At 67.5% G+C, this 25,016-nt stretch carries 24 protein-coding genes and 2 tRNA genes; 9 read left to right on the top strand and 17 right to left on the bottom strand.

The genetic code is table 11. The annotated features are described in order from the left end of the window. Positions 1–66 precede the first annotated feature (66 nt). The gene (locus tag TPR58_RS10200) at positions 67–333 is read left to right on the top strand and encodes a hypothetical protein (protein ID WP_346246544.1); all 267 of its coding nucleotides are present in this window, start codon (positions 67–69) and stop codon (positions 331–333) included. Positions 334–458: 125 nt separating this feature from the next. Beyond that, positions 459–3,224 carry a preprotein translocase subunit SecA gene (gene secA, locus TPR58_RS10195; protein ID WP_346246543.1) on the top strand — a complete coding sequence of 922 codons (2,766 nt, stop codon included), beginning with the start codon at positions 459–461 and terminating at the stop codon, positions 3,222–3,224. A 119-nt stretch (positions 3,225–3,343) separates the two neighbouring features. Here the strand turns inward: secA and TPR58_RS10190 are convergent, their stop codons facing one another. The 3 genes from TPR58_RS10190 to TPR58_RS10180 form a co-directional block, all read right to left on the bottom strand. Next, entirely contained in the window at positions 3,344–3,928 is a 585-nt protein-coding gene (locus tag TPR58_RS10190; protein ID WP_346246541.1) for a CC0125/CC1285 family lipoprotein, read from the bottom strand. A gap of 112 nt (positions 3,929–4,040) precedes the next feature. Continuing rightward, positions 4,041–4,559 (bottom strand): phosphoribosyltransferase, encoded by a 519-nt coding sequence (locus TPR58_RS10185; RefSeq protein ID WP_346246540.1) that lies wholly within the window; start codon positions 4,557–4,559, stop codon positions 4,041–4,043. Next, entirely contained in the window at positions 4,559–5,572 is a 1,014-nt protein-coding gene (locus TPR58_RS10180; RefSeq protein ID WP_346246539.1) for an adenosine deaminase, read from the bottom strand. The genes TPR58_RS10185 and TPR58_RS10180 overlap by 1 nt, the downstream gene beginning before the upstream one ends. A gap of 49 nt (positions 5,573–5,621) precedes the next feature. Here TPR58_RS10180 and TPR58_RS10175 point away from each other — a divergent pair, with 49 nt between their 5' ends. After that, positions 5,622–5,816 carry a KTSC domain-containing protein gene (locus TPR58_RS10175; RefSeq protein WP_346246538.1) on the top strand — a complete coding sequence of 65 codons (195 nt, stop codon included), beginning with the start codon at positions 5,622–5,624 and terminating at the stop codon, positions 5,814–5,816. A 64-nt stretch (positions 5,817–5,880) separates the two neighbouring features. Here the strand turns inward: TPR58_RS10175 and TPR58_RS10170 are convergent, their stop codons facing one another. Beyond that, the gene (locus tag TPR58_RS10170; RefSeq protein WP_346246537.1) at positions 5,881–6,126 is read right to left on the bottom strand and encodes a DUF6894 family protein; all 246 of its coding nucleotides are present in this window, start codon (positions 6,124–6,126) and stop codon (positions 5,881–5,883) included. Positions 6,127–6,311: 185 nt separating this feature from the next. On the opposite strand from TPR58_RS10170, the gene TPR58_RS10165 reads away from it, so the two are divergent. The 3 genes from TPR58_RS10165 (at position 6,312) to TPR58_RS10155 (ending at position 7,678) form a co-directional block, all read left to right on the top strand. Next, positions 6,312–7,067, top strand: a complete 756-nt coding sequence (locus TPR58_RS10165; protein ID WP_346246536.1) for a Crp/Fnr family transcriptional regulator — start codon at positions 6,312–6,314, stop codon at positions 7,065–7,067. Between the two features lie 228 nt (positions 7,068–7,295). Further along, the gene (locus TPR58_RS10160; RefSeq protein WP_346246535.1) at positions 7,296–7,469 is read left to right on the top strand and encodes a hypothetical protein; all 174 of its coding nucleotides are present in this window, start codon (positions 7,296–7,298) and stop codon (positions 7,467–7,469) included. A gap of 8 nt (positions 7,470–7,477) precedes the next feature. Next, positions 7,478–7,678 (top strand): hypothetical protein, encoded by a 201-nt coding sequence (locus TPR58_RS10155; RefSeq protein ID WP_346246534.1) that lies wholly within the window; start codon positions 7,478–7,480, stop codon positions 7,676–7,678. Positions 7,679–7,706: 28 nt separating this feature from the next. Here TPR58_RS10155 and TPR58_RS10150 read toward each other — a convergent pair whose 3' ends face one another. From TPR58_RS10150 to moaA, 10 genes are all read right to left on the bottom strand, one after another. Further along, a complete protein-coding gene (locus tag TPR58_RS10150; RefSeq protein ID WP_346246533.1) occupies positions 7,707–8,123 on the bottom strand; it encodes a secondary thiamine-phosphate synthase enzyme YjbQ in 417 nt (138 codons plus the stop codon). Positions 8,124–8,143: 20 nt separating this feature from the next. Next, positions 8,144–9,313 carry a VWA domain-containing protein gene (locus tag TPR58_RS10145; protein ID WP_346246532.1) on the bottom strand — a complete coding sequence of 390 codons (1,170 nt, stop codon included), beginning with the start codon at positions 9,311–9,313 and terminating at the stop codon, positions 8,144–8,146. After that, on the bottom strand, positions 9,310–11,535 hold the full coding sequence (locus TPR58_RS10140) for a DUF5682 family protein (RefSeq protein ID WP_346246530.1): 2,226 nt from the start codon (positions 11,533–11,535) through the stop codon (positions 9,310–9,312). The genes TPR58_RS10145 and TPR58_RS10140 overlap by 4 nt, the downstream gene beginning before the upstream one ends. Before the next feature lie 4 nt (positions 11,536–11,539). Beyond that, complete coding sequence (locus tag TPR58_RS10135; RefSeq protein WP_346246529.1) at positions 11,540–12,619, bottom strand: ATP-binding protein; 1,080 nt, start codon at positions 12,617–12,619, stop codon at positions 11,540–11,542. Further along, on the bottom strand, positions 12,616–14,019 hold the full coding sequence (locus TPR58_RS10130; protein WP_346246528.1) for a DUF5691 domain-containing protein: 1,404 nt from the start codon (positions 14,017–14,019) through the stop codon (positions 12,616–12,618). Before TPR58_RS10130 ends, TPR58_RS10135 begins: the two co-directional genes overlap by 4 nt. Beyond that, positions 14,012–15,394: an SWIM zinc finger family protein gene (locus TPR58_RS10125; protein WP_346246527.1), complete on the bottom strand. Its 1,383-nt coding sequence runs from the start codon at positions 15,392–15,394 to the stop codon at positions 14,012–14,014. The genes TPR58_RS10130 and TPR58_RS10125 overlap by 8 nt, the downstream gene beginning before the upstream one ends. A 138-nt stretch (positions 15,395–15,532) precedes the next feature. After that, a tRNA-Asn gene (locus tag TPR58_RS10120) sits at positions 15,533–15,607 on the bottom strand. A gap of 38 nt (positions 15,608–15,645) precedes the next feature. Next, positions 15,646–15,720 (bottom strand) — tRNA-Asn (locus TPR58_RS10115). Between the two features lie 48 nt (positions 15,721–15,768). Further along, positions 15,769–16,536 (bottom strand): NAD kinase, encoded by a 768-nt coding sequence (locus tag TPR58_RS10110; protein ID WP_346246526.1) that lies wholly within the window; start codon positions 16,534–16,536, stop codon positions 15,769–15,771. After that, positions 16,533–17,531 carry a GTP 3',8-cyclase MoaA gene (gene moaA, locus TPR58_RS10105; protein WP_346246525.1) on the bottom strand — a complete coding sequence of 333 codons (999 nt, stop codon included), beginning with the start codon at positions 17,529–17,531 and terminating at the stop codon, positions 16,533–16,535. The genes TPR58_RS10110 and moaA overlap by 4 nt, the downstream gene beginning before the upstream one ends. A 60-nt stretch (positions 17,532–17,591) precedes the next feature. Here moaA and TPR58_RS10100 point away from each other — a divergent pair, with 60 nt between their 5' ends. The 3 genes from TPR58_RS10100 to TPR58_RS10090 are packed head-to-tail and all read left to right on the top strand — an operon-like array spanning position 17,592 to position 20,443. Further along, the gene (locus tag TPR58_RS10100) at positions 17,592–19,577 is read left to right on the top strand and encodes a putative bifunctional diguanylate cyclase/phosphodiesterase (RefSeq protein WP_346246524.1); all 1,986 of its coding nucleotides are present in this window, start codon (positions 17,592–17,594) and stop codon (positions 19,575–19,577) included. Positions 19,578–19,595: 18 nt separating this feature from the next. Next, positions 19,596–20,048 (top strand): YybH family protein, encoded by a 453-nt coding sequence (locus tag TPR58_RS10095; protein ID WP_346246523.1) that lies wholly within the window; start codon positions 19,596–19,598, stop codon positions 20,046–20,048. Then, a complete protein-coding gene (locus TPR58_RS10090; protein ID WP_346246522.1) occupies positions 20,045–20,443 on the top strand; it encodes a hypothetical protein in 399 nt (132 codons plus the stop codon). The genes TPR58_RS10095 and TPR58_RS10090 overlap by 4 nt, the downstream gene beginning before the upstream one ends. A gap of 8 nt (positions 20,444–20,451) precedes the next feature. Here TPR58_RS10090 and TPR58_RS10085 read toward each other — a convergent pair whose 3' ends face one another. The 3 genes from TPR58_RS10085 to TPR58_RS10075 form a co-directional block, all read right to left on the bottom strand. After that, positions 20,452–20,958 (bottom strand): GAF domain-containing protein, encoded by a 507-nt coding sequence (locus tag TPR58_RS10085; RefSeq protein WP_346246521.1) that lies wholly within the window; start codon positions 20,956–20,958, stop codon positions 20,452–20,454. A gap of 68 nt (positions 20,959–21,026) precedes the next feature. Beyond that, positions 21,027–24,482 carry a transcription-repair coupling factor gene (gene mfd / locus TPR58_RS10080; RefSeq protein WP_346246520.1) on the bottom strand — a complete coding sequence of 1,152 codons (3,456 nt, stop codon included), beginning with the start codon at positions 24,480–24,482 and terminating at the stop codon, positions 21,027–21,029. A gap of 195 nt (positions 24,483–24,677) precedes the next feature. Continuing rightward, on the bottom strand, positions 24,678–24,944 hold the full coding sequence (locus tag TPR58_RS10075) for an FAD assembly factor SdhE (RefSeq protein WP_346246519.1): 267 nt from the start codon (positions 24,942–24,944) through the stop codon (positions 24,678–24,680). Between the last annotated feature and the right edge of the window lie 72 nt (positions 24,945–25,016).

Here is a 25,016-nt window from a genome sequence, read left to right as displayed (position 1 = left end):
ATGGGTCGGCAGACACTATGTCCCCGGTTCGTGCGCGTTCGTGCGCGCATCTGGGGCCTTGTCGGTTTGGAACTTCTCCTTCTCCTGACTGCGTTCTTCGCCAGCCTGACCGGATCTTCCGGTGCGCAGGCCAGTGCTGCGCAGCAGGTTCAGGGAGTCGCGGTCATGCGCGCGGCCCAGGCCGCCCAGGCGGCGGTTCAACCCGCGCGGCACGTCGTCCATGCGGCAGTGATCCCGGCACGGGCATCGCGTCCCGCGGCAATGCGCTGGCCGCGCGTCGCCGCCGCACCGCTGCGCGCGGTCGAGCAGATTTTCGAGCGTCGTCTCGAATAAGGTCCAGGCCTGCGCAAGGCGCGGGCCTTTTTCCTTTCGCGTGCCGCTGATGGCACCCTTTGCGCAGGCCGGTCGTTTCGCGCTTCGCCTGCCCTGAACCCAACCGAGATACGACAGGAATTTCCATGTTCGGCGCCTTTGCCAAGACCCTTTTCGGCTCCTCGAACGAGCGCTACGTCCGCTCGCTCCACCCCATCGTCGCCAAGATCAACGCATTCGAGCCGACGCTGCAGGTGCTGTCCGACGAGGAGCTGGCCAATCAGACGGTCAAGTTCCGCGACCTGCTGGCCAAGGGCGAGACGCTCGATTCGCTGCTGCCCGAGGCGTTCGCCACGGTGCGCGAGGCCGCGCGGCGGGCGCTGGGCCAGCGTCACTATGACGTGCAGATGATCGGCGGCATCGTGCTTCACCGCGGCGAGATCACCGAGATGCGCACGGGCGAGGGCAAGACGCTGGTCGCCACGCTGCCGACCTATCTGAACGCCCTGCCGGGCAAGGGCGTGCACGTCGTGACGGTGAACGACTATCTGGCAAGCCGCGATGCCGAATGGATGGGCCAAGTCTATCGCTTCCTGGGCCTGACCGTCGGCGTGATCGTGCCGAACCTGTCGGACGAGGAGCGCCGCGCCGCCTATGCCGCCGACATCACCTATGGCACGAACAACGAGTTCGGCTTCGACTATCTGCGCGACAACATGAAATATGACCGCGCGTCGATGACGCAGCGGCCGTATAATTTCGCGATCGTCGACGAGGTCGACTCGATCCTGATCGACGAGGCCCGGACCCCGCTGATCATCTCCGGCCCGACCGACGACAAGTCCGAGCTGTACATGGGCGTGGACGCGATCGTGAAGCAGCTGACGCCCGAGGATTACGAGAAGGACGAGAAGCAGCGCAGCATCGTCCTGACCGAGGACGGCACCGAGCGGGCCGAGCGGCTGCTCGAGACGGCCGGGCTGCTGATCGGCGCCAACCTGTATGATTTCGAGAACACCCAGGTCGTCCACCACCTGAACCAGTCGCTGCGCGCGAACGTGATGTTCAAGCGCGACATCGACTATATCGTGAAGGACGGAAAGGTCGTCATCATCGACGAGTTCACCGGCCGCATGATGGACGGGCGCCGCTGGTCCGACGGCCTGCACCAGGCGGTCGAGGCCAAGGAAGGTGTCGCGATCGAGCCGGAGAACCAGACGCTCGCCTCGATCACCTTCCAGAATTATTTCCGCATGTACCCCAAGCTGGGCGGCATGACCGGCACCGCATCGACCGAGGCGCCGGAGTTCTTCGACATCTACAAGATGAACGTCGTCACCATCCCGACGAACCTGCCGGTGCAGCGCGTCGACGAGGAGGACGAATTCTACAAGACGACCGAGGAGAAGTTCCGCGCGATCGCCAAGCGCATCCGCGAGCAGTCGTCCAAGGGCCAGCCGGTGCTGGTCGGCACCGTGTCGATCGAGAAGTCCGAGAGGCTGTCGGAATTCCTGAAGGAAGAAAAGGTCGCGCACGAGGTGCTGAACGCCCGCTTCCATGAAAGCGAGGCGCATATCGTGGCGCAGGCGGGCCGGCTGGGCGCGGTGACCATCGCCACGAACATGGCCGGCCGCGGCACCGACATCCAGCTGGGCGGCAACTGGGAATTCCGCGTCGAGGGCGAACTGGCCGACATGCCGGAAGGCCCCGAGCGCGATGCCGCGATCGCGAAGATCAAGGCGGAGGTCGCAGCCGAGAAAGAGCAGGTCAAGGCGGCCGGCGGCTTGTTCGTGCTGGGCACCGAGCGCCATGAGAGCCGCCGCATCGACAACCAGCTGCGCGGCCGATCGGGCCGCCAGGGCGATCCGGGCCTGAGCCGCTTCTACCTCAGCCTCGACGACGACCTGCTGCGCATCTTCGGATCGAACACGCTGTTCTCGCGCATGATGCGGTCGAACATCGAGGATGGCGAGGCGATCGGATCGAAGTGGCTGACCAAGGCGATCGAGACCGCGCAGAAGAAGGTCGAGGCGCGCAACTACGATATCCGCAAGCAGGTCGTCGAATATGATGACGTCATGAACGACCAGCGCAAGGTCATCTACGAGCAGCGCGCGGACATTATGGACGCCGATACCGTCGGCGACGTGGTCGAGGACATGCGCACCGAAACGGTCAACACGATCGTGGCCGATGCCTGCCCGCCGGAAAGCTATCCCGAGCAGTGGGACGTTCCCGGCATGACCCAGCGCATTGCCGATGTCCTCAATCTGGAACTGCCGATCGAGGATTGGGCCCGCGAGGAAGGCATCGAGCCGGACATCGTCGAGGAGCGCATCCGGGAAGCGGCGGCCAAGCTGGTCAACGACAAGGCGGCCGATCTGGAACCCGAGACCTGGGCGCAGATCGAGAAGTCGATCCTGCTGCAGAATCTCGACCACCACTGGAAGGAGCATCTGGCGCTGCTCGATGCGCTGCGCCAGGTCGTCCACCTGCGCGCCTATGCCCAGAAGACGCCGCTGAACGAGTATAAGCAGGAAGCGTTCGCGATGTTCGAGCGCATGCTGAGCAACATCCGCGAGGACGTGACCCGCACGCTTGCCTATGCGCAGTTCACCTTTCAGGCCTCGTCGGCAATGTCCGAACTGCCCGAGCTGCCCGATTTCCTGACCAGCCATATCGACCCGCTGACCGGCGAGGACGACACGGCCGACTGGGACGCGGCCAGTGCCGGGCTGATCGGATCCGGCCTGCCGCCGCTCGGCATCCCGCGCCCGCAGATCGAGGATCTGGGCGGGATGGACCCGTCGGAATGGGAAGGCCGGGTAAGCCGCAATGCGCCGTGCCCGTGCGGTTCGGGCCGCAAGTACAAGCATTGCCACGGCGCCCTGACTGGCGCGACCGGCGCCTGAGACCGGGCAGGCGGGCGCCCGGGATCGGGCATCCGCCGCCGACCCGTGGATCCGGCAACGAAAAAGGGCGGCGGTGCGAGGCACCGCCGCCCTTTCCTGTGCGACCCGCGGGGACGCGCTCAGCGGCGCGTCTTGGGGTATTCGATCGTGGGGCCCAGCCGCTCGACCACTTCGCGCGCGTTGAAGGCGCGGACATTGTCCGGCTTCGGGCCGCGGCCGACGATGATCTCTGCGGTCGCCTCATACTGGTTGATCGTGCGGACGTCGAAATCGTTCATGAACGGATCGTCGAACCACGGATCCCAGGCGCGCCAGCCGAAGCGCGGACGATACCAGCGCCAATAGGGCCGCCAGCCGCCCCAGGGGCCGGCACCCCAGCTGCGATCGACCGTGGTGGTCGTGCGCGTTTCGGTATCGCGGGTGACCAGGGTGAAATTGTCGAAGCCGTTCTGCAGCGTCAGTTCGGCTGCGCGGAACAGCAGGTAGCGTTCGACCGTATCGCGCGCGGTCAGGCTGTTGCCGGCGAAGCGCACCTGGAAGCGATCGCTCTCGATCTGCTGATCCGAGAAGCCCGTGCGATAGGCTCCCGAACCGGTGGCAGGCTGATATGGGGTCGGAGTCGCGCAGGCCGCGACGGCGATCCCGGCGGCCAGAAGCGCGGTCAGCGCCCTAACTCGCGGGTGTTTCACGATTTTCCCGGACATCTTGTTTTTCTCCGATCCTCTTCGGCCCGAACGCGCCGACCCGTCATTGTTTCCAGCGGCCCTCACGCCGAACCGTTGCACATCTGCGATTGACGGTGGCTGAACGAACCTCTCATGCGATCCGCGAGGGAACCTCCATGGCATCGGCGGCGAGTGCCGAATCCGGCGCCATCGCCTCCCACGGGAAGACGAACCAGTCCTTGGTCACCGAACGGTCGATCTCGCGGAAGCGATAATCGACCTGCTGGGCCGAGCGGATATTGTCGAGCAGCACGGCGAAGCGGATCAGATCGAGATCGGCATCCCGCGCCGCCAGCGCGCTGCGGAGCTCGCCGATGGTGCGGCCGCTGTCGTTGATGTCCTCGACGAACAGCAGCCGGTCGCCGTCGCGCGTGCGCTGGGCAAGCACCGAGACCAGCTCCTCGCCGAACTGCGCGATCCGCGCGCTGTGATCGATCGAGACCAGCTGCAGTCCCATCCGGTGCGACAGATAGACTGCCGGGGTCAGCCCGCCGCGTCCGACCCCGACCAGCAGCGACGGGCGCCAGTCATCGGCCTCCGCCGCGGCGGCGATCGCCTGGATCCCCGCGACCATCTCGGCATGGGTGAAGGGGGTGAAGACGATCTCCATCACACAACCTCGAGATAGGCGTCCAGCCGCGCGAGATGCGCAGCAACCGCATCGTCGTCGAGAAACGATCCGAGAAAGCTGTTGCGCGCCAGCGTGGCCAGCTGGTCGCGGTCCAGTCCGCGGCCCTGCGCGATGGCTCGGAAATTCTCGCCGATATAGCCGCCGAAATAGGCGGGGTCGTCCGAATTGACCGTCGCGCGCAGGCCCAGCTTCAGCATCCGGTCGATCGGGTGTACGTCGACCGAGGCGACGTTGCACAATTTGACGTTCGACAAGGGGCACACCGTCAGCGTCATCCCGCGGCGCGCCAGCCGTGCGACCAGCGCCGGATCCTCCAGCGCGCGGTTGCCATGGTCGAGCCGGTCGACCTGCAGCAGGTCCAGCGCCTCGTGGATATAGGCGGGCGGTCCTTCCTCGCCGGCATGCGCGACGCGCTTGAGCCCCATCGCGCCGGCGGCGGCGAAGACCCGCTCGAACTTGGCGGGCGGGTGGCCCATCTCGGACGAATCAAGGCCGACCCCGTCGATCCGGTCGAGCCAGGGCTGGGCCTGTTCGAGGGTGCGGAACGCGTCCGCCTCGTCCAGGTGGCGCAGGAAGCACAGGATCAGCTTCGAGGTCAGGCCGTGCTTGCGCTGCGCCTCGTCCATCCCCGCGAGCAGGCCGTTGGCGACGACGCCGAACGGCACGCCGCGATGGGTGTGCGTCTGGGGATCGAAGAAGATTTCGGCATGGACGACGCCGTCGGCTGCTGCCCGGTCGAAATAGGCCAGCGCGAGGTCGCGGAAATCCGCCTCGGTGCGCAGCACGTCGGCCCCGGCATAATAGATGTCGAGAAAGTCCTGGAGGTTCGAGAATTCATAGGCAGCGCGGACGTCCTCGACCGAGGCGAACGGGATCGCCACGCCGTTGCGCTGCGCGAACTCGAACATCTGTTCGGGCTCGAGGCTGCCTTCGATGTGGAGGTGAAGCTCGGCCTTGGGCAGGCCGGTGATGAAGGCGTCGAGGTCGCTCATCGCGCGAACATCGCAGGCAACGCGGGCGGCGGCAAGGCGTTGGTGGCCGATGCCGTCGAGCGTCATCCGTGACTGGAGCTATGACGAGCGCGACCGGGCGCTCGACATCCGCTTCGTCAGTGGCCGGCGCTATCGCTATCTTGACGTGCCGGAGCGACTGGCAGCCGGGATGCGCGCGGCGGACTCGAAGGGCATCTATTTCAACGATCATATCCGCGACCGCTTCGCCTTCACCCGGCTCTAGTATTTTCGATGCCGCATTTTCCAAGTCGTTGACCGTATACGGTCAACTTGAACATGCTCTGGCGTCAGCGCGTGTCCTGGATGCGGATGACGTCGCCGAAGCGAACCGTGGCGACCGTCTCTCCTTCGGCATCGCGGACCCGCACGTGATCGCCCAGCACCAGCCGACCATGAATGATGATCGACTCGCCGGCCAGGACCCGCACCTCCTCCCGCGCGCGGGCAAGGGCGGATTGGAGGTCGGGCAGGTCGGCGCCTTCGTCGTCGATCGCCACGATCTCGTCCAGGAGGTCGAAGAAATACCGAGGCATCGCGGATCAATGCAACGGATTGCGATAGGTTGCCCGGCCGAACCGATTTCTTCATTATTTACCGATTGACCCCGACGCCGTGCAGAAACCAACGCGTGTTAGGCGCGTTTCTATCATTAGTTATATTTTTGCTGGCAGGTTTATCGAATGAGCGGTGTACGCCCTGACCCGCCAGACGAGCCCCGATGACGCGTTCCTACAACTCACTCGGCCAGTTTCTCGACAAGGTCCGCCGCCGATCGGTGCTGACTGCGGAGGAACAGAGTGCCATCCTCTCCCTGCCGGTGCGCGCGGAGCAGATTCCGGCGCATATGGATTTCGTCGAACTGGGCGAGCATGTCGATCATGCCTGCCTGATCGTCCACGGCCTTGCCGGCCGTTTCGGGCAGGGTCGTGAGGGCAATCGCCAGATCACGGCGCTGCACATCCCGGGCGACATGGCCGATCTTCATTCGGTCGTCTCGCCCTCGGCCACCTCGGCGCTCCAGGCACTGACGACCACCACGGTCGTGAAGATTCCGCATGGCGCGATCCGCGACATCGCCGCGCGCTATCCCTCGATCGCGCAGGCATTGTGGCGCGAATGCGTGATCGATGCGGCGATCCTGTCCGAATGGGTGGTCAATGTCGGTCGGCGGACCGCCAGCGTGCGGCTCGCGCATCTCTATTGCGAGATGGCCTATCGCTATCGCCTGGGCGAGGTGACCGAGCGCATGTCGTTCGATTTCCCCGCGACGCAGCATCATCTTGCCGACATGCTGGGACTGACCGCGGTGCATGTGAATCGCACGCTGCGGGTGCTGGAGGCCGCCGATCTGGTGCGGCTGAAGCGCGGCGTGGTCGAGATCCTGAGCTGGGCCCGGCTGATCGAATATGCCGATTTCGACCCGGTCTATATCCAGCTCAACGTGACGCCGCTCGCCCCGATGCGCGCGGGATGAGCGAACGGACGGGCAGGCGGCCCGGCCTCGCGTCGCTTGATGCCTCGCTCGACGTCACCGCGGCCGACGCATCGGGCCCGGTGAACTAATTTATTGATATAGGTGAGGTTTTTGCGGGACGGAGGCGCCCGTTTTGCGACGAGCCGATCGCCAATCTTACAAGTGTTAGATCGCCCAGCAGGGAATTTGCGTAGAAACTGAGGCGCGGGCGGGCTTTCGGAGGACCCTATGTCTGATCGGGAAGACCTGGCTTACTATATGCGACGCGCGAAGCGCGAGCGTGAGGTGGGCAATTGCTGCGAGGACAACAGCGCCGCGCTGGCGCATTTTCGCCTCGCTGAAGAATATGAACGGCGCGCGGCGGCGATGGCTGCCCGTACTGCGCCGACCTTGTGGCTGTGAGCGGCGCGATGGGTACTGTGGAGCGCGCCTTCGAGCTTGCCGAGCAGGGCAGGTGCCGCACCCTGACCGATATCCGCAAGATCCTGGTCGCCGAGAAACATGCCGGCGTCGATCTTCACCTGGCGGGCTCGGGCATCCGCAAACAGCTTCGCGCGGTGATGCACTCGACGCGTCCGTCGACCGAGGCGTCCGCCCCGCAAGGCGCCTGACGCGAGATCGCGCCGCGGGGCGGCCGGCTCACTCGCCCATCAGGTGCAGGGCAACCTCCCGTCGATGCGGGCGGTGGCGATGCTCGAACAGATAGACTCCCTGCCACGTGCCCAGCATCAGCGCCCCGCCGATCAGCGGGATCGACAGCTGGACGCCCGTCAGCACCGCGCGCAGATGCGCCGGCATATCGTCCGGTCCCTCGTCGTCATGGGCATAGCCCGGCCCCTCGGGCGCCAGCCGTGCGACCCAGGCCTCCAGATCGCTACGCACCTCGGGCGCCGCATTTTCCTGGATCAGCAGCGACGCCGAGGTGTGGCGGCAGAAGACCGTCAGCAGCCCCTCTTCCATGCCCTGGGCATCGACCCAGCGGACGATGTCGCGGGTGATCTCGTGCAGCCCCTGGCCGCGGGTGGCGAGGGTCAGACGGGTCGAGGTCTGGCGCATGGAGGCTCCGTCCTGGCAGATCAGTCGTCGGCGCGGACGAGCTTGATGTCCCGGTCGGCTGCCCAGCCATGGACATCCTCGCGTCGCAGCGCGGTGGCCATCAGCTCGGGGAACTGGTCGGGCGTGCAGGCAAAGACGGGAATGCCGAGCGAGGCCACCCGCGCCGACAGCTTCGGGTCGTAGGACGGGCGGCCGCTGTCGCTGAGCGCCAGCAGGACGATCACGTTGACGCCCGACGCCACCAGCCGCATGAGCCGCTCGACCAGCGACTCCGCATCGCCCCCTTCATACAGGTCGGTGATCAGGACGAGATGGGCCTTGCCCGGGCGCTCTATCCGGTCCTCGCAATAGGCGATCGCCCGGTCGATATCGGTCCCGCCGCCCAGCTGGACGCCGAACAGCACCTCGACCGGATCGGCCAGCTCCTCCGTCAGGTCGACGATCTCGGTGTCGAAGCAGACCAGCTTGGTCGCGACCACCGGCAGCGATGCCATCACCGCCGCGAAGATCGACGCATAGACGACCGAACTGGCCATCGACCCGGACTGGTCGACGCACAGGATCACTTCGTCCAGATCGATCAGGCGGCGCTGCTGGCGCATGAAGCCGACCAGCTGTTCGGGCACGACCGTGCGATGCTCGGGCTGGTAATGGCGCAGGTTCCTGGCGATCGTTCTCGGCCAGTCGATGTCGGAATGGCGCGGCCGGTTGGTGCGGCGCGACCGATCGAGCGCGCCGCGTATGGAATCGGCGGTGCGCGCCTCCAGCCGCTTCATCAGCTCGGCGACGACCTTGGCGATCACCTCGCGCGCGGTTTCCTTGGTCTTCTCCGGCATCACGCTGCGCAGCGCGATCAGGTCCGCGACCAGGTTGACGTCGGCTTCCACGGTCGCGAGGAACTCGGGCTCGAGCAGCATCTGGCGCAGGCCCTTGCGATCGAACGCATCCTTCTGGATCACCTGGACGACGGGCGACGGGAAGAATTCGCGGATGTCGCCCAGCCATTTCGCAACCCGCGGGGCCGATCCGCCCAGTCCGCCGCGACCCTTTTTCGTATCCTCACCATCGCCGTACAGCGCCGAAAGGGCGTCCGACATGCGGCGGTCGCTGTTGGACAGCGAGGGGGCGGCATCGCTCTCGTCGGCGCCCAGCGCGAGCGTCCAGCGGCGGGCGCGTTCCTCGTCGCTCATCGCGCACCCCCTTCCATCAACGCGAGCACCCGCGCCTCATGCGCGGGCCATAGCGCGGAGGCGCCGGGCAGCAGGCGATAGCCGCCGGCCTTTATCCCAGCCCGGCCCAGTGCGGCATCCACCAGCCTGCGGCGCTCGGCGCGGTCCAGCGCCGAGAAGACCCGGCGGAACAGCGGCAGGTTGTTCACGAATGCCTCCTCCTCCAGTGCCGCCAGCCAGGAATCGACGGCGTCGCGCAGCGCCGTGTCGTGGATCAGCCGCTGGCCGGCCCCTTCCAGAAATCCCTCGAAGAAGCCGGCGGCCTCGGCCACCGGGGTGCCGGGTGACAGCATGCGGCCCAGCAGCGTGGCGGCATCCTCGGCCGACAGAAGTTCGGCCTCGTACAGCAGCCGGGCGGCAGCGCCGGCGACCAGCCGGGTGGCCTGGTCGTCGGCGAGCAGCGTGCGCTGCGCGTCATGCCATGCGGCGGTCACGTCCGCGTCCAGCTGGGCAAGCTGGATCGCGCGTTCGCCGGCCAGGATCGAGGCGCGCAGCCTGCCCGCCGCCTCGGCATCGAGATTGCGCGCGGCATAGGGGAGGGCGAGCGCGGCCTGAACCACGATCCGCGGCATCAGGGAGGAGAGATGATCGGCCGAGCCCGCGCGTGCCTCGCCATAGCGGAGGATGTCGGCCATCGGCGGCAATGCGTCGAGCAGCGCCTGGCAATCGCTGGTCAGCGCCGCGCGTCGTTCGAGCAGTGCGATCCCCGTATCCGCCGCGCGCGGCAGGTCGGCGGTCATCGCGTTGCGGACCAATGTGGCCAGCCTGCCGAGATCGGACTCGTCCTGCATCGCCTCTGCCAGCCGTCCGGCGGCCGCGTCTGCGATCGTCGATCCATGAACCAGATTCTCGACCAGCCGAACCGAATATTCGGGCTCCCACATCAGGGTCCAGTTCTCGCGGAAGGTGCCGCGGCTGCGACCCGCATCGGCCAGCCTGCCCCAGGGCACGTCGAGTGCCGCCAGCCGGTGGAGCAATGTCGAGCGGGCGAGGCCGCTGTCGCTGCGCAGGTCGAGCGTCAGCGCGCGTTCGAGCGCCTCGGGCTTGAGCCGCGTCGCCCGCTGTTGTCGCTGGAGATCCTCCAGCAGCGGCGCCAGCGGAATATCGTCGGGGATCGCCCCGACTGCGGAACCCACGAGCAGCTCGGCAGCGATGTCGCGCCACACCGCGGGCTCGCCATTGCACAGGCAGGCAATCGCCGCCTCGCGCAGTTCCTCGAACCCCGGATGCGGCCGGTCGCGCAAGGCGGCCAGGGCATGGCCCAGCCGCTGCGCCTCGATGACCGATGCGGTCGAGACGAAATGGCCGCGCTCGCGCATCACCCGCGCGATCCGCGCCAGCCAGATCGAGTCGCGACTTTCGGAATGGCGGCTGTCCCAAAGATGCGCGCACCAGCCGGGAGCGACGACGCCGGCGCCGTAGCCGCTGGCGCGCGCCAGGCGCGGGGCGGTCCACGGTGCCCAGGTCGCCTTGATCCTGGCCTTTGCCCGGCCCTTCAGGACCTCGCGATCGGCGGACAGGCTGTGCCGCTCGCCCAGTGCCGGGACGTGCCAGGCACCGCAAACGACTGCGACCGGGCCGTCGCTTTCCCTGGCGGCGCGCGCGATCTCCAGGCGCATATGCGCCTCGCGCGCTGCCTCCCGCGCGGGAAGGGCGCCGGCTTCGTCGCGAAGCGCCGTCATCGCATCGGCCACGGCGGCGAAAACGGGGGTCGATGCCGGATTCTCCTCGATGACGTCGGCCCACCAGGATTCGCCGTCGTCATAGCCGGCGGCGGCGGCAAGCGTGCCGATCGGGTCGTTGCTGATCGGATCGTCGTCGGCGATCGCCGATCCTTCCTCCTCGATCCCGCCGCCATGCGCGCCGCTTCGATCGGAGGCAGGCAGGTCGATGAAGCGGACCGCCGCCTCGTTCGCGACCGCCCAGCGGACCGCCTGATATTCGGGGGAATAATCGGCGAACGGGAAGAAGCTGGCCGCCGCGGGATCGTCCTCGGGATAGGTCAGCAGCGCCACCGGGGTCTTCATCCCCGGGTCGGCGAGCATCGGCAGCAGGTGCGAGGCGTCGGCTGGCCCCTCGATCAGGACCGTCGCCGGGCGAAGCGCATCCAGCGCCTCGACCAGCCGGCGGGCCGAGCCCGGTCCGTGATGACGGATTCCGAACAGCGAGACTTCGGCGGTCATGGGTTCAGATCAGCTCGGTGAGCGACGCATAATAGCCTTCGAACCCGCGACGCTTCTTGAGCACGGTTTCCAGATATTCGCCCAGCACCGCCCGGTCCTGGACGGGGTCCTTCACCACCGCGCCGATCATGTTGGCGGCCAGCGTCTCGGGTGTCAGCCTGCCGTCGTTGAAGAAGGTCGCCTGGCTGATCCCGCCGACCATGACCCCGATCGCCTCGGCAGTCGAAAGCCCGCCGGTGGGGGATTTCAGCGCCACCTTGCCATCCTCGGTCGATCCCGAGCGCAGCTCGCGAAAGATCGACACGACCCGTGCCACTTCCTCGGCGACATTCTTCGGTTCGGGCAGGTCCAGGCTCTGGGCCATCTCGCCGACCCGCTTGACGATGATCGCAACTTCCTCGTCGGCGCTGTCGGGCAGCGGCAGCACGACCACGTTGAAGCGGCGCTTCAGCGCGGAGCTGAGTTCGTTGACGCCCTTGTCGCGATTATTCGCCGTCGCGATGATGTTGAACCCGCGCTGGGCATAGACCGCCTCGTTCAGTTCGGGGACCGGCATCATCTTTTCGGACAGCACGGTGATCAGCGTATCCTGCACGTCGCTGCCCATCCGGGTAAGCTCTTCCATGCGGCAGAGCTTCCCGCCCTCCATCGCGCGGATCAGCGGGGTCGGGACCAGCGCCTGCCGGCTGGGGCCATGGGCCAGAAGCTGGGCATAGTTCCAGCCATAGCGGACCTGGTTCTCGTCGGTGCCGGCGGTGCACTGGATGACCATCGTCGAGTCGCCGGTGATCGCGGCGGCGAGATGTTCCGATACCCAGGACTTGGCGGTGCCGGGCACGCCCAGCAGCAGCAGTGCGCGATCCGTGGCAAGCGTGGCCACGGCGGTTTCGATCAGTCGCCGGTCGCCGACATATTTGGGCGTGATGACCGTGCCGTCCGCAGCCGTGCCGCCCATAAGATAGGTCACAACCAGCTTGGGCGACAGCGACCAGCCCGGCGGGCGCCGGTCGGCGTCCCCTGCGGCCAGCGCGGCGAGTTCGCCCGCATAGGTCTGCTCCGCGGGAAGGCGCAGCTTTTCGCTCATCTGGATGCTCCTTTGTCTTCGAGCGCGACGTTCAGTCGCAGCATGTCGAGCCTCGGGTCGGAGGCGATCAATCCTGACGCGGCGAGCCGGTCGAGCGCCTGCTGCGCACCGGCGCGGGAGGCAATCAGTCCCAGGCACATCAGTTCGACTGCCTGTTCCGCGCTCCTGTTTCCCTCGGCCTTCAGGGAGTCGATCAACGCCGTGCCAGGGGGCGTGCGGATCAGGTCGTCGAGTTCTCCGGCGCCGCCGGCGATCGGCAGCGTGGCGGAAAAGGAGGTGTTGGTCCGCACGACCCGCATGGCTGCCTGTCGACGCTGGTCCGGCGTCAGCCGGTCAAGCAGCGGCGTCAGCGTATGGGGATAGAGGTCCGGATTGGCGGTCAGCACATCGACGACGGCGACGATGATGGGGTCCGGGGCGGATCGCGCCGCCATGATCGCAAGCAGGTGATCGGCATTCCTGTCCTGTCCCACCGGCCAGGCGGCGACGAGTTCCGCCATCGACATGCCAAGCGACGCGGCAAGCGTTGCAAGCGGCAGCGATTCGGCCAGGGCGGCGCGGCGGTTGCTCTGGGCGCTGGTCTTCAATTCCTGCAACGCGATCACGCGGGTGCGACGCAGCAATCCCCTGGTCTGCACCGTGAAGAAGCCCGCCAGTTCCGCGCTGTCCTCGCCGCTGACCTCGCCCCGGCCCAGGCGCGCCGACAGCGAGGCCGCCAGCGCCTTCACGCGCGGCGCCCGATCGCGCATCAGCAGGTCGAGCACCGGTGCATCGGCGTCGGACAGGCGCTCGCTCAGAACCTCGGTCAGTCGAACGCGGTGGTCGGCTGCCGCCCCCTCGACCTTCTCCGCAAGCAGTGCACTCGCGATGGCGGGGTTGCGGCGCCGGAGCGTCCGAAAGGCTGACAGCCGCGCGGCGGGGCCATAGTCGTCCCAGGTGTCGGCACTCAGCAGGTCGGCGGTGAGCGATGCCTGCCCCGAGCTCGTCGCCCAGTCCTGCCACGGGGCATAGACGTCGGGCACCTCGTCGGCTTCACCCGGCATCCAGTCGCCCGGATGGACCGTCCAGCCGCGCCGGCCGAGAAAATCGAGCAGATGGAGTCGCGTCCGTGCGTCACGAAGCTGCGCGAGCACGCGCCGCAGGGGCGGACGAAGCGCGTCGTCGATCGCCGGCAATGACAGTCGCGGGATGTCGCGCAGCGGTTGAAGGTCGCCGGACGGTTCCGCAACGGCAAGCGCGCCGAGGAACTGGCCGGACAATGCCAGCAGCCGCAGCTCGGCCTCGCCGTCGCCATCCCCCAGTACGGGGCGCCAGGACGCGGGCGCTGCGGAAACCGCACTGCCGCCCATGGTCCAGCGCGCCAGAACGCTGCCGAGCGTATCGAGGATGGCGTCAGCCATGGGCAATACGCCCCCAGCCAGACCGGGCGGCCAGGATTTCAAGCCGGCCGCCGGACCAGATAGCCGCCGTGCGGGTCAGGGCGGTGCCCGTGATCAGCCCCTCGACTTCCCCGGAGATCGGAAGCGCCGCCTCGCCGTCATCAGGCGACCACCATGCAGTGCGGGCAGCATCGAACAGGATGCGGCCGGACGGAAGCAGGACGGGCGTCTCCGTCGTCCAGGGTTCGTCCACCAGCGGCCGGGAGAGCATCTCACCCAAGGGCGTTGCGGCAACCGGCCAGTCGGACGGTGCCTGCCCGGCGGGGGCGGCCTCACGCTGGACGAGCAGCGCGCGCAATGGCGCCCGGCCGGGGTAGAAGAGTAGCTCGCCAGCAAATTGGTCGCCCGGCGTGAACACCGATCCGCGCCGCCCCGCGCTTGCCGGGAAAAAGTCGCGCATCATCGCGAATTGCGGGCCTTCGCCCAGGTTGAGCAGCCATGTCGTCTGGGAGACGAGGCCGTCGCGCCGCGTGAGAACCCTTTCGGCGAGGACTTCCCATCTCGATGTCACGCGCGGGGCGTCTGGATTCGCCAGCAGGACCTCGCGGCTTTCGGTCGTGGCCACCGCCCTGCGCAACTCCGGATCCTTCGGCGCGGCGCGGTAGGCGCGCGCAAGCAGGGTGATCCGGGCAAGCTCGATGGCGGCGCCGCGAACCCGGTCGCCCACCGGCAATGCAAGCAGCCGTGCCGGAACCTCGTCCAGATGACCCGCCAGCGCCGCCGCCTTGCCGTCGGTCAGCCGCGCGCCGATCCGCCGACACCGTGCGGTCACGTCATCGAGAAAGCCGGCGAGTCCAAGCCGCAACTGATCGCCAACCCATTGCTCGAGCGCGTCAAGCGCGTCGAGAATGGCGCGTTCCGTATCCTCGGCGCGCTTGATCGACGCGGCTTCCCGCCGGGCCGCCGCCTTTTCGTCCTCGACCGGCTCGGGATCTGCGGTGCGGGCCGCGAGCAGGTTCTTGTCCGGATCCGACGCCGGGGCCGGCTTCGGCGCACCCGCGCCCGGTCTCCGCCGGCCGAGCCAGTCGGTCACCCATTCGGGCGTCTCGTCCGGCGGGAAGGGGATGATCCCCTCTGCATTCAACCAGAGCAACGCGAGCACATGCTTGCAGGGAAACTTGCGCGACGGGCAGGTGCACTTGCTTCCCATGTCGCGCAGATCCGCCATCACGCGATAGGGATTGGCGCCCGAACCGGCACATTCGCCCCAGATCAATGCGGAGTCGCGGCTTGCGGCCGCGCCGGACCATTTGCCCGGTTTCGCAAGTCCCGCGGCTGCCTTCAGCGATGCCTGGTCGGTGGCCAGTTGTTCCACCGCCTTCAAGTCGATCGCCACTCTACCCCCGAAACCGCGTTGAGGGCCGATGATAGAGCCGGGTCGGCAAAGCTCAACTCGCTTCGCCGCAGCCATTGCTCGGTCCAGGCGATGTGGATGCGCCGACCAGGGCCGATGCCGGAAAGGAAGAGGGAAGGCTGGCTCCCTGAGTAGGATTCGAACCTACGGCCGCTCGATTAACAGTCGAGAGCTCTACCGCTGAGCTATCAGGGAACGACGCGCGCCCTGGGGCACCTGCGCATTTTGCCGGCTGGCTCCCTGAGTAGGATTCGAACCTACGGCCGCTCGATTAACAGTCGAGAGCTCTACCGCTGAGCTATCAGGGAATAGCCGGAGGGCGCTCTATAGCGCTGCTTTCGATGGATGCAAGCCGCTCAAGCGACGAATTGTTCCATCGTGATGCGATCGTCGAGCGCGTGCTCGGGGTCGAACAACAGGGTCAGGTCGCGAAGCGGGTCGATCGCGATCTCGACATGGGCGACCTCGCGCACTTCGCGCTGGTCGCCGACGGCGCTGACCGGCCGCTTGTCTGCTTCCAGCACGCGCACGCCGATTCGCGCCTTTTCCGGCAGGATCGCGCCGCTCCAGCGTCGCGGACGGAACGGGCTGATCGGGGTCATCGCCAGCATCCCCGATCCCAGCGGCAGGATCGGACCCTGGACCGACAGGTTATAGGCGGTCGATCCGGCCGGCGTCGCCACCAGCAGGCCGTCGCACACCAGTTCGGGCAGGACGATCCGATCGTTGACCGTCACTTCCAGCTTCGCGGTCTGCCGCGTCTCGCGCAGGAAGGACACTTCGTTGATCGCGGGCAGGTCGAACCGTTCGCCATGGATCGTCGTCGCGCTCATCCGCAGCGGCGAGACCTTGAACGGCTTCGCGCGGGCGAGACGATCGCGCAGCCCTTCAAGCCGCCATTCGTTCATCAGGAAGCCGACGGTGCCCAGGTTCATGCCGAACACCGGGACGATGCGCCGCGTCTCGAGCATCTGGTGCAAGGTCTGGAGCATGAAGCCGTCGCCGCCCAGCGCGACCACGGTCTCGGCTTCCTCGAACGGCACCCAGTCATAGGCCGAACGCAATTCTTCCGCAGCCGCCTGGGCAGGCAGGGTCGGCGATGTCACCAGTGCGCAGTGCGTCATCCGCCGGTGACGCTCATGTGACGCGATACGGCGGGCGCGGCGCCGCGTTCGATCCGGAACTCATGCCGCTCGGGCTTCGCGCCCAGCGCTTCGGCAATCCGCGCATCGACTTCGGCAAGCCCGCCGTCGCGAATCGCCGCCTTCAGATCGACCGAATCCTCATGGCCGAGGCACATGTGCAGCTTTCCATCGGTCGACAGTCGGACCCGGTTGCAGGTGGCGCAGAAATTGGCGGTCAGCGGCGAGATCAGGCCGAGGCGCGTCGTGCTTCCCTCGACCCGCCAATAGCGCGCGGGACCGCCCGAATCATGCGAATCACGCACCAGCGGAAAGCTGGCCTGAAGATCGGCGAGCACGGCCCCCAGCGGTACGAAGCGGTCCGCGCGATCCTCGTCGATCTGGCCCAGCGGCATCGTCTCGATCAGCGTCAGGTCCATGTCGCGCTCGACCGCCCAGGCCAGCATCGATGCGAACTCGCCGTCGTTCAGCCCTTTCAGCGCGACCATGTTGAGCTTGACCCGCAGGCCCGCCGCCTGTGCCGCAGCGATCCCGTCCAGCACCCGGGTCACGTCGCCGTGGCGGGTGATGTGGCGGAACACCTCAGGGTCGCGGCTGTCGATGCTGACGTTCACGCGGCGCACGCCCGCGTCGGCCAGCGCCTCGGCATGCTGTACCAGATGCGTGCCGTTGGTGGTCAGGGTGAGTTCGTCGAGCCCGTCGCCGATCCGCGCGCCCAGTCGGCGGACCAGGTCGATCATGTCGCGACGCATCAGCGGCTCGCCGCCGGTCAGGCGGATCTTGTTCACGCCCCCGGCGATGAACCGCTCCGCGATCAGCGCGATCTCCTCCAGGCTCAGCACGGCGTGGCGCGGGAGGAACTGCATCTTCTCCGACATGCAATAGCGACAGCGCAGGTCGCAGCGGTCGGTCACCGATATGCGAAGATAGCGGATCGCACGGCCGTGACGGTCGATCAGGGCGGATGCGCAACTCATCTTGCCGAGTTAGGCGGTTGGGAGAGACAAGTCCAATCCGATCAGGCTAGAACCGCCGCCGTGATTGATATCGACCCCGCGACTCCCCCCGCCGATGCACCTGTTTTCGTGCTCTCGTTCAACCAGCGGGACGAGCTTGCGGCCGCCGCGGCCGGTGTCGGCTGGCGGATCGTCGCCGCGCGGCGGGGCGAGGGGGTGGAAAGCCGCTTCCTGACCAGCGGCGCCGCGGTGGCGGTCATCGACGCGCGCGGGGCGCTCAGCGACGGTCTGATCGCCGCCAGGGCGCTGGGCCATGTGGTCGAGACCAATGGCGCGGCGATGCTGATCCTCGTGTCGCAGAGCGACACCGTTCACATGCGCCAATTCTACGATGCGGGCGCGACGCACTTCCTCAGCAGCCCGATGTCGACCGCGGCAATTTCCCAGGCGATCCGGTTCGCGCTGCGTCATGTCGAGCGGCTGGCCGGCGGAGTCGGTGGCGCGGGAGAAGCCGAGGAGCCGCTGGGCTGGCATCAGGACGGCGATGTGCGCACCCTCTCGCTGACCCCGGCGCTGGCGTCGCTGCTGGGCCTGGAGGAGACGCCGCGACTGCGCGACGTGCTGCGCCTGATCGACCCGCGCGAGCGCAGGATCGGCCGGGCGGCGCTGCGGCGGCTGGACGAGCGCACCCCCACCACTGCCTTTGCCCATGAACTGGAGGGCAGGGGACGGGTGGTGCAGCATCTGCAGCGCGACCCCGCCACCGGTCGCCTGAGCGGCCTGGTCGAGCGGCTGGGCGAAATGCCCGATGCCGGCGCGGTCGTACGCGAGGCGTTGAGCGGAACGCGCGACGGCCCGGGCGCGCGGCGCTGGATCGACCGGCGGTTGGGCGAGGGCGCTTCCGTTGCGACCCTGCTGATCGCGCTCTCGCGCTTCGAGATGGTCAACACCGCCTATGGCCGCACCGCCGGCGATGCGGTGCTGCGCGCGGTTTCGCGCCGGCTGTCGGATTCGGTGCGGGGCATTCTGGGACGGCGCACGGTGGTCGCCCGGCTGGGGGGATCCGAGTTCCTGGTCGCGAGCGACGATGCCGATGCCGGCCGGCTTGAGGCGGCCGCGCGCAAGCTCGACGAGGCGCTGGCGCGGCCATTCGTGGTGGATGGCGCGTTCCTGCCGCTGGGCGCGCGCATGGCGCTGGCGACCAGCGTCGATGGCGATACCGCCGCCAGCCTGCTGCGCCGCGCGAGCGAGACGCTGGTCGACGGCAGCGCGGCGCGGGTCATGTCGGGTCCGTCGCTCGACGAGCTTGCTGCCGCCCTGCGCCATGCGATCGATCGCGGCGAGATCGGCGTGCTGTTCCAGCCCCAGGTGTCGATCGCGAGCGGATCGATCGTCGGAGTCGAGGCGCTGGCCCGCTGGCGCAGCCGCGAACTGGGCGAGGTCGGTGCCGAACAGCTGTTCGCCGCTGCCGCCCATGTCGGACTGGAAGGCGCGGTGAGCGACCATCTCCAGCGCATCGCGCTGGAGGAGGCGGCGCGCTGGCCGCTCAACCTGTCGCGCACGCGGCTGTCGATCAACGTGACCGCGGGCGACCTGGCGCGGCCGGGCTTTGCCGACAGCCTGCTGGGGCGTGTCGATATCAGCGGCTTTCCACGCGGGCGCCTGACGATCGAGATCACCGAGAGCGGCCTCGTGGCCGATCTGGGCGAGGCGGCGCGGCTGCTGTCGGTGCTGCGCACGGCGGGCTGCCGAGTCGCGATCGACGATTTCGGCACCGGCTATTCCAGTCTCGCCTATCTCAAGGCGCTGCCGCTCGACTATCTCAAGATCGACAAGCGGCTGAGCCAGGACATTGCCGGCACGCCCCGCGACCGGGTCGTGGTCCGCGGCGTCATCGACATGGCTCGCTCGCTGGGGCTCAGCGTCGTTGCCGAGGGGGTCGAGACCGCCGAACAGCTCGACCTGCTGGCGAAGGAAGGCTGCCAGTATTTCCAGGGCTATCTCTGCTCGGGCCCGATCGACAGCCAGGCGCTGGTCCGGCTGGTCGGCGGCGCGGCAAATGGGTGACATGGGGGAGAAGGTGAGATGAGTCGCTGGCTGATCCTGATCGTTGCGCTGGTGCTGGCGGTCCCGGCTGCGGCGCAGGGCGCACTGGGACCGCGCGCCGCGATCGAGGTGGCGATGGCCGACAGCGCCGCGGGGTGGGACGCGGGCGATATCGACCGGTTCCTGGCGATCTATTCGGACGATCCGGCGACCAGCTTCACCACCGAAAAGGGGATCGCCCGCGGCAAGGCGGATGTGCGGAAACGCTATCTGGCCAGTTATGTCGACCAGTTCGGCGCGACACGCGGTACGAAGGCAAGCCGGCTGTCCTTCACCTTCGACGATTTCCGCATGCTGGGCGCCGACCATGCGCTGCTGATCGCGCGGTGGAAGCTGGTCGACGGCGCCGGCAAGGTGCTGACCGGCATGACCAGCCTGGTCTTCCGCCGCGAGGGTAGCAACTGGCGCATCGTCGCGGACCACAGCTCGTGAGCGACAAGCGCGACCTGACCGGCGTCTGGTACGGCCGCTATACAGGGGACTATGAGGATAACGGCTTTATCGCGCTGTTGAACGAGCAGGGCGGGGCGGTCGATGGCAGCGTCAGCGAGCGCGATCCCAATGGTATCGTCGATATCCGGCGGGCGTCTGTCTCAGGCACGCGCGACGGCACGGCGGTGCGCTTCGTCAAGCAATATGACGGCAGCGGCGGCTTCGACCATGCGGTGTTCTATTCGGGCATGATCGACGGCGACGGGACCGAGGTGAGCGGCCGTTGGCAGATCGACCGCTATAATAGCGGCGGCTTCGTGATGACGCGCGAAAGCTTCACCGCAGACGAACTGGCCGAAGAGCGCGAAGCCGAACTGGACGCGCCGGTCCGCTGACCGCTAGATCAGCCGGCCGCGCCCAGCTGGTGGCGGTCGACACGGTCGAACACCGGGCTGGCGGCGCGCGCGAGGTTGGAGAGCAGCGCGATCGCTTCCTGGTCGATCGGACCGACGCGGGCCCAATAGCCGCCCATCGCCATTCTCGGCTCGCCCATGCCGATCGGAAACATCGCCATGCTCTTCACGAAGGTCGAGCGATAGGCGTCGATCGGCACGCGATTGTCGGCATAGATGTCGTCGATCACGATCGGGCGGTTCTCGGTCATCGCGATGCCGGAGATACAGGTCTCGATGGGAAAGTCGTGACCGGCCCATAGGGGCGATGCGGCATCCTCGGCGACATAGGCGACGCGGTTACCGATTCGGCGCACGACGGTGATGCCGTCGGCATTGCCGATCGCGCGCGCCGACCCGCGGAGCGCCATGACCAGCCCGTCGATCGAATCGACCTGCGCCAGCTGGCCGAGCATATCCATCAGGCGACGGCGCCGCTCGAGACTTGCCACTTCCATACCCGCTTTCCTAAACCCTCGCGGCCGGAGCGGCAATCCTTCGCTGCACCTGTTTGCCTGTCGGCGAATCACCCCGCTGCCCGCGCCAGCCCGCGCGAGAGTTGCAACGCGCCGTTCAGCCGTGCCTTGGGCGTCGCCCAGGCGCGCGAGATCACCAGCTTCATGTCGGGCCGCAGCCGCGCGGTGCCGTCCAGCTTCTCGACATAGGCCAGCAGCCCCTCGATATTGGGGAACTTGTCGTTGTGGAAGCTGACCAGCGCGCCCTTGGCGCCGACGTCCAGCTTGGCGATGCAGGCCGCCTTGGCATTCAGCTTCGCTTCCATCAGCTGGATCAGATTGTCGGTCGCCTCGGGCAGCTTGCCGAACCGGTCGATCATCTCGACCGCGAAGCTTTCGATCCCGGCCTTGTCCTCCACCTCGTTCAGGCGGCGATACAGCCCCATGCGCAGGTCGAGGTCGGGGACATAGTCCTCCGGGATCATGATCGGCGCGTCGACGGTGATCTGCGGACTCAGGTCGCGCGGACGTTCGTCGCGCAGGCCGCCGGCGCGGGCGTCGAGGATCGCCTCCTCCAGCATCGACTGGTACAGTTCGAACCCGACTTCCTTGATGTGGCCCGACTGCTCGTCGCCCAGCATGTTGCCCGCCCCGCGAATGTCGAGATCGTGGCTGGCCAGCTGGAACCCGGCGCCCAGCGATTCGAGGTCGGACAGCACCTTCAGGCGCTTATCCGCGGCCTCGGTCATCAGCCGCTGTGCCGGCGTCGTCATATAGGCATAGGCGCGGGTCTTGGCCCGGCCGACCCGGCCGCGAAGCTGATACAGCTGGGCGAGGCCGAACTTGTCGGCGCGGTTGACGATCATCGTGTTCGCGCTGGGGATATCCAGCCCGCTCTCGACGATGGTGGTCGACACCAGCACCTCGAACTTGCGGTCGTAGAAGGCCGACATCCGCTCTTCGACCTCGGTCGGCGCCATCTGGCCATGGGCGACGACGTAGCGGACCTCGGGCACTTCCTTGCTGAGGAACGCCTCGATTTCGGGCAGGTCGGCGATGCGCGGGGTGACGAAATAGGTCTGGCCGCCGCGATAATGCTCGCGCAGCAGTGCCTCGCGCAGCACCACCGGGTCCCAGGGCATGACATAGGTGCGCACCGCGAGGCGATCGACCGGCGGGGTCTGGATCACCGACAACTCGCGCAGGCCCGACATCGCCATCTGCAGCGTGCGCGGGATCGGCGTGGCGGTCAGCGTCAGGACATGGACATCGGCCTTCAGCGCCTTCAGCCGTTCCTTGTGGGTCACGCCGAACCGCTGTTCCTCATCGACCACGACGAGCCCCAGCCGCTTGAACTCGATGCTCTTCGACAGCACCGCATGAGTGCCGACGATCACGTCGATCTGTCCGTTCGCGAGACCCTCGCGGGTCGTCTTCGCCTCGGCCGCGGGCACCAGGCGCGACAGGCGGCCGATCTCGATCGGGAAGCCTTCGAACCGCGCCTTGAAATTCTGGTAATGCTGGCGCGCGAGCAGGGTGGTGGGACAGACCACCGCGACCTGCATCCCCGCCATCGCGGCGACGAACGCGCCGCGCAGCGCGACCTCGGTCTTGCCGAAGCCGACATCGCCCACCACCAGCCGGTCCATCGGCCGGCCCGCCGCCAGATCGGCGAGCACGTCGCTGATCGCGCGGTCCTGGTCGTCGGTTTCCTCATAGGGGAAGCGATCGACAAAGGCGGGATAGCCGCCATGATCGGGCTCGGCCACTTCGGCCGGTCGCAGTGCTCGCTTCGCGGCGGTCGCGATCAATTCGCCGGCGATCTCGCGGATCCGCTCCTTCATCCGCGACTTGCGGCGTTGCCAGCCTTCGCCGCCCAGCTTGTCGAGCGAGGCGCCCTCCTCGCCGGAGCCGTAGCGGCTGAGGACTTCGAGATTCTCGACCGGGACGTACAGCTTGTCGCCGCCCGAATAGGTCAGCGCGACGCAGTCGTGCGGCGCCTTCTGCACCGGGATCTGGGTCAGGCCCTCGTACCGGCCGATGCCGTGGTCGACATGGACGACCAGGTCCCCGGGCGAGAGCGTCGCCAGTTCCTGAAGGAAGGCATCGGTATTCTTGCGCCGCTTCGACCGGCGGATCAGGCGGTCGCCGAGCATGTCCTGCTCGGTCAGCACCGCCACACCCGGCGCGGTAAAGCCGTGGTCGAGCGGCAGGACGATCAGCGCGATGCCCCGGTCGGCGATGCCGAGCGCCTCCTGCCAGCTGTCGGCGGGCAGCGCGCCGATCAGCCCGTGATCCTCGAGCAGTCCCTTGAGACGGTCGCGGGCACCGTTGGAATAGCTGGCCAGGACCGGCTTGCGCTTCTCCTTGCGCAGCCGGGCGAGGTGATCGACGACGGCCTCGTACACATTGGAGCCGGCGGTGCGCTCGGGCGCGAAATCGCGCGGGCCGTCGACGTCGAAGTCGAGCACCGTCTTCGATTCGGGTTCGTGGAACGGGGTCGCGGTGTGAACGGCGGCGTCCGCCTGCGCGGCATCCCACTGCGCCGGTGTCAGGTACAGTGCGTCGATGCCCAGCGGGCGATAGCTGCCCGGATCGCTCGACTGGGCGCGGACCCGGTTCGCCTGATAGTCGGCGATTCCCTCGAACCGCTGCTCGGCGGCGGCGGGCACGCCCGATTCCGCCACGATGACCGCATCGTCGGGGAGATGGTCGAACAGCGTCTCCAGCCGTTCCTCGAACAGCGGCAGCCAATGCTCCATGCCCGCCAGACGGCGCCCGTCGCTGATCGCCTGGTACAGCGGGTCGCCGGTCGCGGTCGCGCCGAACTTCTCGCGATATCGGGTACGGAACCGCTTGATCGTCTCCTCGTCGAGCAGCGCCTCGCTGGCGGGCAGCAGGGTGAAGCCGTCGACGCGGCCGGTGGTGCGCTGGTCCGACGGGTCGAAGGTGCGGACGCTCTCGATCTCGTCGCCGAAGAAGTCGAGCCGCAGCGCCTGTTCGGCGCCCGAGGGAAACAGGTCGACCAGTCCGCCGCGAACCGCGAACTCGCCATGATCGTTGACCGTGTCGACGCGGATATAGCCGTTGCCGGTCAGCAGCACCGCCAGCTTGTCGAGCGAGATGCGCTCACCCGGAGCCAGCCGGGCGACCAGCTGGCGGATGCGGAAGCGGGTCAGCGCGCGCTGGGTCGCCGCATTGACCGTCGTCACTACCAGTCGGGGGCCGCTCGCCCTGGTCTGGAGCTTCTGAAGCGCCGCCAGCCGCTCGGCCATGACGCGCAGCGTCGGGCTTGCGCGATCATAGGGTAGGCAGTCCCAGGCCGGATAGGTGACGACCTCGAGCTCGGGCGCGAAATAGGGCGCGGTGGAGGCCACTGCGCGCATCGCCGCCTCGTCCGACGCAACGAACACCGCCGTGCCCCCGGCGCGCGCAAGGTCCGCCAGCATCCAGGGCAGGAACCCGGAAGGTGCGCTCGCAAGGGTGAGCGGGGCGGAGGCGGAGAGGATCGTCTTCAGGTCGGGCATCTGGGTCTTTCTTCACGCCTCGAAGTGGGGCGGATTTGCCTTCATCTCCTCCCCAAGAGCCTGCGGTTCCGGGGGAGGGGGACCGCGATGCGCAGCATCGTGGTGGAGCGGGCTGCAACAGATGTGGTGGACCCCCTCCACCAGCCTGCGGCTGGTCCCCCTCCCCCGGATGCGCCGCATCCGGGGGAGGAAAAATCACTCGGCGATCGGCACGTAGTTCAGGGTCTTCAGCGCCTTCATGATCGTTCCCTGATATTCCGGCGGCACCGGTTGGGCGCCCATCGCCCAGGCCATGATGTCGACATCCTGTTCCTCGAGCAGCGTCTCGAACAGCGCGATCTCGTCCTCGCTCCAGCCGGAATGATGTGCGTCGAAAAAGCCGCCGATCATCAGGTCGGCTTCCTTCACGCCGCGGTGCCAGGCGCGGAAGCGGAGGCGTTTCAGGCGGGTTTTGCGGTCCATGGTCCTCAACGGCATTTGGCCGGCGGCGCGAGGATGCGCGGTCGGCTGGGTTCGTGATCCAGATAGGGGAAC

The organism is Sphingomonas rustica (assembly GCF_039652585.1).
GTDB classification, from domain to species: Bacteria; Pseudomonadota; Alphaproteobacteria; order Sphingomonadales; family Sphingomonadaceae; genus Sphingomonas; species Sphingomonas rustica.
The sequence above is the reverse complement of the archived record's forward strand: the minus strand, read 5'-3'. Positions and strand labels throughout refer to the sequence as shown.